The 10,588-nt window shown below is 73.1% G+C and carries 12 protein-coding genes; 4 read left to right on the top strand and 8 right to left on the bottom strand.

What is annotated here, in order from left to right; translation table 11 throughout:
* A partial coding sequence (locus tag VMV22_05175) for a hypothetical protein (GenBank protein HUY21712.1) occupies positions 1–284 on the bottom strand: 284 nt, incomplete at its 3' end.
* A 429-nt stretch (positions 285–713) separates the two neighbouring features.
* On the opposite strand from VMV22_05175, the gene VMV22_05170 reads away from it, so the two are divergent.
* The 4 genes from VMV22_05170 (at position 714) to hypF (ending at position 5,686) form a co-directional block, all read left to right on the top strand.
* Entirely contained in the window at positions 714–1,520 is an 807-nt protein-coding gene (locus tag VMV22_05170; GenBank protein HUY21711.1) for a hypothetical protein, read from the top strand.
* The gene (locus tag VMV22_05165) at positions 1,517–2,188 is read left to right on the top strand and encodes an SIS domain-containing protein (GenBank protein HUY21710.1); all 672 of its coding nucleotides are present in this window, start codon (positions 1,517–1,519) and stop codon (positions 2,186–2,188) included. Before VMV22_05170 ends, VMV22_05165 begins: the two co-directional genes overlap by 4 nt.
* Positions 2,189–2,277: 89 nt before the next feature.
* Complete coding sequence (gene hypE, locus VMV22_05160; protein ID HUY21709.1) at positions 2,278–3,393, top strand: hydrogenase expression/formation protein HypE; 1,116 nt, start codon at positions 2,278–2,280, stop codon at positions 3,391–3,393.
* 7 nt (positions 3,394–3,400) lie between these two features.
* Positions 3,401–5,686, top strand: coding sequence for a carbamoyltransferase HypF (gene hypF / locus VMV22_05155; protein ID HUY21708.1), 2,286 nt, complete (start codon positions 3,401–3,403; stop codon positions 5,684–5,686).
* An 82-nt stretch (positions 5,687–5,768) separates the two neighbouring features.
* Here the strand turns inward: hypF and VMV22_05150 are convergent, their stop codons facing one another.
* From VMV22_05150 to VMV22_05120, 7 genes are all read right to left on the bottom strand, one after another.
* On the bottom strand, positions 5,769–6,182 hold the full coding sequence (locus VMV22_05150; GenBank protein ID HUY21707.1) for a hypothetical protein: 414 nt from the start codon (positions 6,180–6,182) through the stop codon (positions 5,769–5,771).
* A gap of 874 nt (positions 6,183–7,056) precedes the next feature.
* Positions 7,057–8,199, bottom strand: coding sequence for a hydrogenase formation protein HypD (hypD, locus tag VMV22_05145; protein ID HUY21706.1), 1,143 nt, complete (start codon positions 8,197–8,199; stop codon positions 7,057–7,059).
* Positions 8,196–8,465, bottom strand: coding sequence for a HypC/HybG/HupF family hydrogenase formation chaperone (locus VMV22_05140; GenBank protein ID HUY21705.1), 270 nt, complete (start codon positions 8,463–8,465; stop codon positions 8,196–8,198). The genes hypD and VMV22_05140 overlap by 4 nt, the downstream gene beginning before the upstream one ends.
* A gap of 60 nt (positions 8,466–8,525) precedes the next feature.
* Positions 8,526–9,035, bottom strand: a complete 510-nt coding sequence (locus tag VMV22_05135) for a YceI family protein (protein HUY21704.1) — start codon at positions 9,033–9,035, stop codon at positions 8,526–8,528.
* Positions 9,036–9,103: 68 nt separating this feature from the next.
* On the bottom strand, positions 9,104–9,586 hold the full coding sequence (locus tag VMV22_05130; protein HUY21703.1) for a hypothetical protein: 483 nt from the start codon (positions 9,584–9,586) through the stop codon (positions 9,104–9,106).
* A 46-nt stretch (positions 9,587–9,632) separates the two neighbouring features.
* Complete coding sequence (locus VMV22_05125) at positions 9,633–9,776, bottom strand: hypothetical protein (protein ID HUY21702.1); 144 nt, start codon at positions 9,774–9,776, stop codon at positions 9,633–9,635.
* Between the two features lie 244 nt (positions 9,777–10,020).
* Positions 10,021–10,434 carry a hypothetical protein gene (locus VMV22_05120; GenBank protein ID HUY21701.1) on the bottom strand — a complete coding sequence of 138 codons (414 nt, stop codon included), beginning with the start codon at positions 10,432–10,434 and terminating at the stop codon, positions 10,021–10,023.
* Between the last annotated feature and the right edge of the window lie 154 nt (positions 10,435–10,588).

Below are 10,588 nucleotides of genomic sequence, written 5' to 3'. Positions count from 1 at the left end.
GCCACCGTCGAGGCCACCCCCACGCGCACCGACTGCAAGCGCACCTCGTCGAGCGCCCCGACCTCCCCGGACCAGCCGTCGAGCACGGCCCGGAACCCCTCGCCGTGCCGGCGCCGGACGCCGGCCTCCGGCCGATCGGGGCTCGCCCCTCGCGCTCTGGGGTGTGCCGGCGCCGGGGGACGGCCGCGCCCCGGAAGTCCCGGCGGCGGGGCGTCGTCGGGGTGTGGCGACCGGAGCGCACCGGCCGCCACCCCCCCGCCCGGGCCCTGCGGAGGCGCGAGCATGTCCGGTTCGGCGTCCGGTCCGTCGTCGCCGGCACCCGAACGGGGCGCACCGGTCAGCGATGACGGCCGGTCGACACGGCCAGGAGCCCTCATCGCCGGAAATGGTATCCCGGGATAGGGAATTGTCAGGGACCATTCCGGCGGCGTTGTGACAATGTATTGATAGTGCGGTCCCTGGTCCCGAGCACAGGGAAGGACCAGCGGAGGACGGGTTTTCCTCTCCGGCCACCGGGGGACCGTAGCGCCGGACAGGGACGCGGTTTTCCCACCGGGCCGGCCAGGGCATTCCACTGCGAGGGGGGCCTCCATATCGGCCCCCCCGGCTCGACGGCGGGGGTGTCGGGGATCCGCCACCGGGGCGGTGCCCTACCATCGGGTGCGGAGAGTCCCCGAGCAGGAGGCGTCGCTGTGGGCGGACGGGCCGGGCACGTGGCCGGAGCCTCGGAAGCCCCGGGGCCCGGTGGTGTCGTCCCCGCGGGTGGCGGCGGTGCCGTCCCCGCGAGTGGCGGCGACCCGCACCGGCCCGACGGCGCAGGTGCCTTCGGCCGGGACACCGCGTTGGCCTCCCTGGCGATCGCCCGGCGGTTCGTCGCCGGCGCCACCATGTGGTGTGTCTCGCCGCCATGGCCATGGCACGCCCGTCACGTGGCGGTGGAGTTCGTCCACCCGGTGATCGTCGGGAAGCGGGCCTTGCCGGCCGTGGCGGTGGACGACCCCGACGTCGTCGACGCGCTGCGCCTGAAGTCGAGGCGGCCCGACATCGTGGTGGCGATCGCCGCTCCCGACGACGAGGCCGTGGTGACCCTGATGCGGCACGCCCGGGTGTGGGGGCTGTTGACCGTATGGATCGGCGCCGGGCCGGCGCGCCCCGAGCCCGGAGCCGCGGACCACGTGCTGTGGTCGGACGACGATGACGACGAGGTGGCCGCGGTCTTCGGTGGTGGTGTCGTCCTCACGTACCACCTGCTGTGGGAGCTGGTCCAGGTGTGCTTCGAGCACCCCGGGCTGCTGACGGGGGCGCCCGAGGACGGTGGTGGCGAGGTGTGCGTCACGTGCTCGGACGAGGGCCGCGTCGGCGAAGTGCTGGCGGTCCTGCCTGGGCACCGGGCGAGCGTCCGGACGGCCGCCGGCGTGGAGGACGTCGACGCCTCGCTCATCGACGTGCCCGCCCGCGGTGCCCTCGTGCTGCTGCACGCCGGGTCGGCCGTGGCCACGGTGGAGGGCTCACCACGGTGAGCACGGTCGGCCCGCACGGCACGGATTTCCTGTACCCGTTCATCGAGGCCGACGAGTGCGACGTCGACGCGTTGGTCACCGACCTGGCCGACTCGGCGGCGGCCAAACGTGCCGACAGCCGGGCGCTGCAGACCGCGACGCTGGCGCGCTGCGTTGATGAGGTGGAGCGTGCCGCCGGCGCGATGGCGGAGCGCTTCGAGCGCGGCGGCAGACTGTTCACCGCCGGCAACGGCGGGAGCGCGACCGACGCCGCCTCGCTCGCCGCGCTCTTCGCCCGCCCCCCGTCGGGGCGACCCCTCCCGGCGCGGTCGTTCGTGGCCGACGGCGCCATCCTCACGGCGCTCGGGAACGACGTGGGCTTCGAGCTCGTCTTTTCCCGCCAGCTCATGGCCTACGGCACCCCGGACGACATCGTCGTGGGCTTCTCCACCAGCGGGAACTCGGCCAACCTCATCCGCATGTTCGATACGGCGGCGCGCGCCGGGATCCTGACGGTCGGGTTGGCCGGTTACGACGGGGGCGACATGGCGACGTGCGGTGCGGTCGACCATCTCTTCGTCGCCCGCTCGGAGAGCGTGCACCGCATCCAGGAGACACAGGACGCGCTGGCGCTCACCCTGTGGACGGCGGTGCGCCGCCACCTCGGGACCGCGCCGGCGGCGCCATGAACGACCACCACCCGTCGCCTGCCCGGTCCGGACCTGGCGGCACGACCGCACCGGGGGCGGCACCGGCGGGCGGCACGCGTCGTGCGGGTGTGCCGGCGGGGCCGGAGCACGAGGTGGACGGGCGTGGCGCCTCCGGGCGCGAAGCGGCCGTCCTGGAACGCATCGAGGACTTCCGGCGCCGCCGGCCACGGCTACGCGACGAGGTCGTGACACTCGCCCACGGTGCCGGAGGGAAGGCGTCGGCCGCGCTCGTCGACGCCGTGTTCGTGGAGGCGTTCGGCGATCCCGGTGGTGCCCCCCTGACCGACGCGGCGGTGCTCGAGCTGCCGACCGGTGGGCGCATCGCCTTCACGACCGACTCCTTCGTCGTGCAGCCGCTGCGGTTCCCCGGCGGCTCCATCGGCCACCTGGCCGTGCACGGCACCGTCAACGACCTGGCGGTGATGGGTGCCGTGCCGGCCTGGGTCTCCTGCGCCTTCGTCATCGAGGAAGGGTTCCCGGTGGACGAGCTGCGCGCCCTGGTGGTCGACATGGCTGCTGCTGCCGCCGCCGCCGGCGTCGTCATCGTCACCGGGGACACCAAGGTCGTCGACCGGGGAGCGGCCGACGGGCTCTACATCACCACCGCGGGCGTGGGATGGGTGCCGGCCGGCCGCCGCCTGCTGGCCGAGCTCGTCCGCCCCGGCGACCGGGTGCTCGTGTCCGGGACGATCGGCGACCACGGCATGGCGGTGATGCTCGCCCGCGGTGACCTCGAGCTCGAGGCCGAGCTGTCGTCGGACACCGCTGCACTCGGCGGGCTGGTGGCCGCGCTGCTCGACGCCGCCCCCGCCACCCGGTGGATGCGGGACCCCACCCGTGGGGGTGTGGGCACCGTCTGCAACGAGCTCGCCCGTGACGCCGACGTGGCCGTGGTGCTGGACGAGCCCGCCCTGCCCGTGAAGCTCAGCGTCACGGGCGCCTGCGACCTGTTGGGCATCGACCCGCTGTACGTGGCCAACGAGGGGAAGCTCGTGGCCGTCGTGGCCCCCGACGAGGCCGACGCCGCCCTGCAGGCGTTGCGCGCCCACCCCCTGGGGCGCGACGCCGCCGACATCGGTGAGATCCAGGACGATCCACCGGGCATCGTCGTGCTGCGCACGACGTTCGGCGGGACCCGCATCGTCGACATGCTCGTCGGGGATCCGCTGCCCCGGATCTGCTGAGCCGGCGATGCCCGGTGCCCTGACGACGAGGCGGCGCCGTGTGCGCGTGCGCGGCACCGTGCAGGGCGTGGGATTCCGGCCCTTCGTATACCGCCATGCGGTGGCGCTGCGCCTGGCCGGGTTCGTGCGCAACGACACCGAGGGCGTGTTGATCGAGGCGCAGGGGCCCGAGGCCGCCCTGGCCGAGCTGTGCCGGGTGCTGCGCGAGTCGCCACCCCCGCTCGCCCGGGTCGAGACGGTGGAGGCCACGACCATCCCGACGCAGGCGGCACCGGGCGGGTTCCGGATCATCGGGAGCACCGGCGCCGGGGTGCCGGCCGTACCGGTGAGCGTCGACACCGCCACCTGCGACGCGTGCCTGGCCGAGGTGGACGACCCCGCCGACCGCCGCTACGGCTACCCCTTCACCAGCTGCACCGACTGCGGGCCCCGCTACACCATCGTCACGGCCGTCCCCTACGACCGGCCCGCCACCACCATGGCCGGGTTCACCATGTGCGAGCGGTGCCGGGCGGAGTACGAGGACCCCGCCGACCGCCGGTTCCACGCCCAGCCCAACGCGTGCCCGGCGTGCGGGCCCACGCTGCGGCTGGTCGACCCCACCGGCGCATGGCGTGCCGAGGGGCCCGGCGCCCTGGACATGGCCGTCGAGGCGCTCACCTCGGGGCTCGTCCTGGCTCTGAAGGGCATCGGTGGCTACCACCTCGCCGCCGATGCCACCGATCCCGTCGCCGTCGCCGAGCTGCGCCGCCGAAAGGCGCGTGACGACAAGCCCTTCGCCGTGATGGCCGCCTCCGTCGAGCACGCCCGCCGGTTGTGCCACCTGACCCCCGCCGCGGCCGCCCTCCTGGCGTCGGCGCGCCGGCCCATCGTGCTCGCCCCCCGCCGGGCCGACGCGACCGTGGCCGACGGGGTGGCACCGGGCCTGGCGGAGCTCGGAATCTTCCTGCCGTACAGCTCGCTGCACCACCTGCTCCTGGCCCGGGCCGGCCGGCCGCTCGTGATGACCAGCGGCAACCTGTCCGACGACCCGATCGCCCACGTCGACGGGGACGCCCTGGCCCGGCTGGGGCCCCTGGTGGATGCCGTGGTGCTCCACGACCGCCCCATCCACATCCGCTGCGACGACTCCGTGGTGCGCAGCACGGGCGACCGGTTGCAGGTCCTGCGCCGGTCCCGGGGGTACGCCCCCGAGCCCATGCGGCTCCCCGGAAGGGCGCGCCGGCAGGTGCTGGCGGTGGGCGCCGAGCTGAAGAACACCGTGTCCGTGGCCACCGGCACGATGCTGGTGCCGAGCCACCACATCGGCGACCTCGAGCATCTCGGCGCATACCGCGCCTTCCTGCAGGCCGCCGAGCACCTCTGCCACCTCACCGGCGTCGAGCCCGACGTGGTCGCGCACGACCTGCACCCGGAGTACCTGTCGACCAAGTACGCACTCGACTCGGGGCGCGACACCCTGGCCGTGCAGCACCACCACGCCCACGTGGCGTCGTGCCTGGTCGAGCACGGGCACACCGGCACGGTGCTGGGCGTGGCCTTCGACGGGCTGGGGCTCGGCAGCGACGGCTCGTTGTGGGGCGGGGAGTTCCTGGTGGCCGACCTGCGCGCCTTCGAGCGCGTCGGGCATCTGGCCCCCGTGGGCCTGCCCGGGGGCATTGCGGCCATCCGCGAGCCGTGGCGCATGGCGGTGGCGTGGGCGCGGGCCGCGCTGGGGGCGGAGCGCGCCCAGGCCGTGGGGGCGGCGCTCGACGGGCGCACCGACCAGGTGCTCGCCGTCCTCGAGCACGGCGACCCGCCGGAGACGACGAGCGCCGGGCGGTTGTTCGACGCCGTGGCCGCCGTCCTCGGGATCCGCCTCCGCGTCACCTACGAGGGCCAGGCCGCCGTCGAGCTCGAGGCCCTCGCCGCCCCGGTCGCCCCCGGGGACGCCCCGCTCTACCCGGTCGGGCTCGCCACGTCGGGTGGCGTGCTCGTGCTCGACCCGGCGCCCCTGGTGGCCGCGGTCATCGAGGAGGTGGCCCGGGGCACGCCGGCCGCCACGGTGGCGGCCGGGTTCCACCGCGGCCTCGGCGCCGGCGTGGCCGCCGCGGCCGCGGATCTCGCCGGGGCGCGGGGGATCGACACCGTGGCCCTGAGCGGGGGCGTCTTCCAGAACGTCCGCCTGACCGCCGCCGTCGAGGACGCCCTGGCGGCGCGGGGGGTGCGCGTCCTCCTGCACCGCGACGTGCCGCCCAACGACGGCGGTATCAGCGTCGGCCAGGCGGCCATCGCCGCCCTGGCCGGATCGTGACGCGCCTCAGCGGGCCAGGAGGGTGGTGCCGGTCGTCGATCGAGGTCGTGCCCGGCTCTCACACCGTCCGACCGGGGCCTGGTCACGCACGGGGGATCCCGTCGACGGGATGCAGGCCCCGGAGCAGCTCGTGGAACTCGCCTGTCGGTGGCTCGCTCCGATCGAGGGCAGCCGCGACCAATGCCGCGGCGTCGTCGTAGCCGAACCGTGCCGCGGGAGTGGTGAGGTCGTCGGCCAGGTGGTCCGACACCATGACGTGACGCGCTCCGATCGCCTGGCGACACGCGACGGCGACGCCGAACGCGTACTGCCCGGCCTCCGACCCGGTGCCGTGCGCGTTCTCGAGATGCAGGGCTCGCAGCTGCAGACCCAGCACCCAGGTCTCGACGGGGCTCTTGCCGGTGTCCGCGCGCGGGGAACCCGTGCTCCCCGACGGGGTCGGCATGCCCTTATGGGCCCGGCGGCTCTTCTTGGCGGCACGCGATCGAACGGTCATGGTGTCCTCACGTCGGTCGGATCAGGGTGACGATCGCCGATTCGCTGTCCACGTCGGACGGCATCACACTGATCAGTGTCGGCACGGGCCCGTCCCTTTTTGACTCCTGCCACGGTGCGTGACCACGGACTCGTGTCCTTCAGTGGTGTTGGGGCGGAGGTGCCCGCCGTCCGGGCCTGTGTCGAGCCCGGGCCTCCTCGGGGAGGCGTCGTCCGGGTCCGGGTCGTCCTCCGAGCGCAATGGGTCGCGTTACCTATGGGACAGCGCCGCGTGCTGCTTCATAGTTGTCTCTTCGGAGTGCGAATGCCAGGGGCGCTACGCATGCAACGACATCGCAGGGACTCGATCACGCGTCGCTTCACCGGGTGGGCGCGCCCGCGTGGGGACGCGCTCGCCCAGTTGCCATGAACGTCGACGACGGCTCGCAGATGATCGTCGCGGGGAGCGCTGACGACGGCACCCCGGGCCTGACCCGTGAGCGGTGCCACGGCGTGGGCCGAACCGGTGTCATGGCCGTCGTCGTGGAACGGCAGGACGGGAGTTGTGCACTGTACCTGCCACGCTCCAGCGAGAGCCGGCCGTCCCTCGACGATGCACGAGCGGTCGTGGAGATGACGGCGGCGCCGGTTCGCTGGCGCGAGACGACTCCCGGTGTGTGGACGGCGCGCGCCGCCGAGGACCGGTCGTCACGTGGGGACGGGTGGCCACACGGTCGACGTGCGGACCCCGCCGTACCCACGAAGGCCTCCGCACCCGGTGACTCGTACACGGCCGCCAGGGTTCTGCGAGGGACGGCGCGCCCCGGTCGGTAGCGTCCCCGAGGGACGCCAGGGGCCCGACGAGACGACCGGCCGACGAGGATCCGTGACCGGGCTCAGCGGCCCAGGGCGGCGGCGACCTCGCCATGCAGTCGGCCGAAGTTGTAGTAGGCCGCGCAGGCGCCCTCCGAGGACACCATGCACGTCCCGATGGGCGTTTCCGGGGTGCAGGCCGTCCCGAAGACCTTGCACTCCCACGGCTTGATCACGCCCTTCAGGACCTCGCCGCACTGGCACGCCTTGGGATCGGCGACACGTACGCCCGGCACGGCGAAGCGCACTTCGGCGTCCCACGCCGCGAACTGCGGTCTGAGCTTCAGCGCGCTCTGGGAGATGAAGCCGAGCCCGCGCCACTCGAAGTGCGGCCGCAGCTCGAACACCTCGGCCAGCACCGCCAGGGCGCGCGGATTGCCTTCCTCGTGGACACAACGCGTGTACTGGTTCTCCACGCAGCACCGCCCCTGGCGGATCTGCGTCAGCAGCATGGCGATGGCCTGCAGGATGTCGAGCGGCTCGAAGCCGGCGGTCACCAGGGGCTTGCCGTAGACCTCGGGGACGAAGCGGTAAGGGCGCTGGCCCACCACGGTCGAGACGTGGCCCGGCCCGAGGAACCCGTCGAGGCGGAGGTCGGGGGAATCGAGGATGGCCTTGATCGGGGGCACGATGGTGACGTGGTTGGAGAAGACGCTGAAGTTGGTCGCGCCCTGCTCCCGGGCCCGCAGCAGCGTCACCGCCGTGGAAGGCGCGGTGGTCTCGAACCCGACGGCGAAGAACACCACCTCCCGGTCGGGGTTCTCCGCGGCGACGCGCAGGGCGTCGAGGGGCGAGTACACGACCCGGACGTCGGCCCCGCCCGCCTTCGCCGACAGGAGGTTCCCCGACGAGCCCGGCACGCGCATCATGTCCCCGAACGAGGTGAAGATGACCCCCGGCGCCTCGGCCACGGCGATGGCGTCGTCGATGCGGCCCATGGGGATGACGCAGACCGGGCATCCCGGCCCGTGCACGAGCTCGACGGAGTCCGGAAGCACCCGTTCGATCCCGTGCCGGTAGATGGTGTGCGTATGGCCCCCGCACACCTCCATGAATTTGAAATGGTCGCCGCCGGCGAGCTCGGTGATGCGAGCGGCCAACAGGCGAGCCGCAGCCGGGTCGCGGTACTCGTCGACGAAGCGCATTCGTGCCGGGGCGGGGCTCACGCGATCCTCGACTCCACGACGGCCTGCACCTCGTCGGCGTAGGCGGCCCCCATCGACTCGAGCGCCTGGAGCGACCGGCGCGCCTCCTCCTCGTCGATCCGGGCCATGGCGAACCCCACGTGGATGAGCACCCAGTCGCCTGGGGCCACGCCGTCAGCCAGAAGGCCGACGTCGACGTTGCGCCGGACGCCCACCACGTCGACCTTGGCCAGCCGTCGGCCGGCGTCGACGATCGCCACCACCTGGCCGGGTATCCCGAGGCACATGGGCCCTCCCTCAGGCCGTCCGGGCCCGGGGCCCGGCCCGTCGGCCGTGGCGGGCGGGCATCAGCGGGCCTCGGCCACGACGCGCACCCGCACGGTGACGTCGGGGTACACCTTCAGCACCAGGACCCTGGGCGGGTCCATGCCGAAGTCCCTGATGTCGAAGACGTGTTCGCCCTCGAACACCAGGGTGCCGTCCGGCGCCACCGCCACTGTCAATTCGTCGGCGAACCGTTGCGTCATCCCCCGGAACGTGATGTCACCCTCGGCGAGGTAGGCGGCGGGTCGCCCGGCCTCCTTCATGGAGAGCAGTTCCCCGGTGATGGTGGGGAACCGTCGAGCATCGATCCGACGTCGCATCTCGCGGTCGTTCAGGGGGTTCCCCGACGACAGCCGGTCCACCGGGAGCTCGAGCCTGGCCTGCGGCGGCACCCGCATGTCGAGCCGCCCTGCGCAGGACACCTCGACGTCGACGAACCCGGTCATGCCCCGAGTCTCGGAGTGGATCGGGTGGACGTTCGAGCGGGCGCTGATCCAGACCTGCGATCGCTCAGGGTCGATGTCGTAGCGCACGGGCCCAGGTGCTCAGCAGCCCGCGACACGGTGGGCGCCAGGGCGCGACACGGCCGAGCAGCGGGGCATCAGGTGGGGAGGCTTCCCTCGGTGCCCGCGAACAACGAGTCCAGTCGGAGCGTGCCCAGGGGCTTGGACGAGACCTGGGACACATAGGTGCACGCCAGGCGGTCCTTGACCGCCCCCAGGACCGTCGACACGACACCGAGTGCGTAGCCCAGCGCGTCGGCCGGCGCGTCGCTCGTGAGCGACTGCCACACGACCTCTTCGAGCACGTTGACGGCGGTCTGCACCTCGCCGAGGCTGTGGCCCGAAGCGTGGCGGTCGACGGCGAGCCACTCGCCGTACTGCAGGGCCTGCTCCACGCTGTGGTCGTGACAGCACCGCACCAGCACGTCGAGCAGCGCCCGGAGCCGCTCGCTGGTGATGGCGGCGCCGGCGACCTCGTAATGGACGAGCCGGTGGCGCATCACGGCCTCTTGCGCGGTCGACAGGATGGCATCGCCTCGGGCCTCCAGGAAGGCCCCGACGTCCATGGGCGCTGTGGTCACGATGCAGGCTCCCATCTGGTCGGGGCCACGTCCACTCGCAGCCGGCCTACCGGCCCTCGAACACGGGCGGGCGCTTGTCGGGGAAGGCCGTGGTCGCTTCGAGGTGGTCCCCGCTGTCGTAGGCGCGCCGGCGCAGGCCCGGCACCCGCGCGTACACCTCGCCGGCGACGGGCTGATGGTCCGTCAGCACCCGCGTCCGCTCCTCGGCCCTCGGGCCGTCAGGCGGGTGGCCCGCAGACCCGTGCCCGTGCGTGCGCTCCGCGGGATTCGAACCCCCAACCTGCGGATCAAGAGGGCGATCTGAACGGACAGGGGACCATCGGGACCCTCGCGGAGGAAGCCCATCGGGACCCTCGCGGAGGAAGCGGAGTGATCGAGAATCGTCATGGTGTCGGTCGTTCAGGACCTGTTCCGGGACGCCTCCCATGGTTGGCTCAGTGTGCCGGAACCACCTCGAAGCGCTGGCGGCCGCGAATCCGATACACGTGGAAGTCCGAGTCGAGCGCGAAGATCCTGTGCTGGTCCGTCTCCTCGGCCAGGGCGACCAGGGTGGCATCGGCGAGGTCCATGGGCGTGTCGGCGTACTGGTCCATCAGACGGGCGCTGCGGGTGACAGCCGACGGTGACAGGTCGCTGACCATGAGCCTGCCGGTCTGAACCAGGCGCCACAGGGCACGTTGGCCCACGATGCCGCCGGCCCTCGCCAGCAGATACATCGCCTCGGTGAACGCCGGCCAGGTCGTCACGAGCGGAAGGTCGAGCTCGTCGAGTGCCGCCAAGCAGGCGTCGTGGTCGGGCTCGTCCGCGTCGATGATGGCGATGAGGGGACCCGCATCGGTGAGGGTCACCGCTTGGTATGGCTCTTGGCCAGCCCCTCGGTGAACGCCTCTCCCGAACGTCGGGCCCGGCCGCCGCCGCCGTGTACGACTCCGGCCACGTCGGCAAAACGATCGCCGACGCGCCCGACGAGAGTCTGGTCGGCGCGGTCCTCGGCGGCATGCC

This window comes from Acidimicrobiales bacterium (assembly GCA_035531755.1).
GTDB lineage: Bacteria > Actinomycetota > Acidimicrobiia > Acidimicrobiales > UBA8190 > DATKSK01.
The sequence above is the reverse complement of the archived record's forward strand: the minus strand, read 5'-3'. Positions and strand labels throughout refer to the sequence as shown.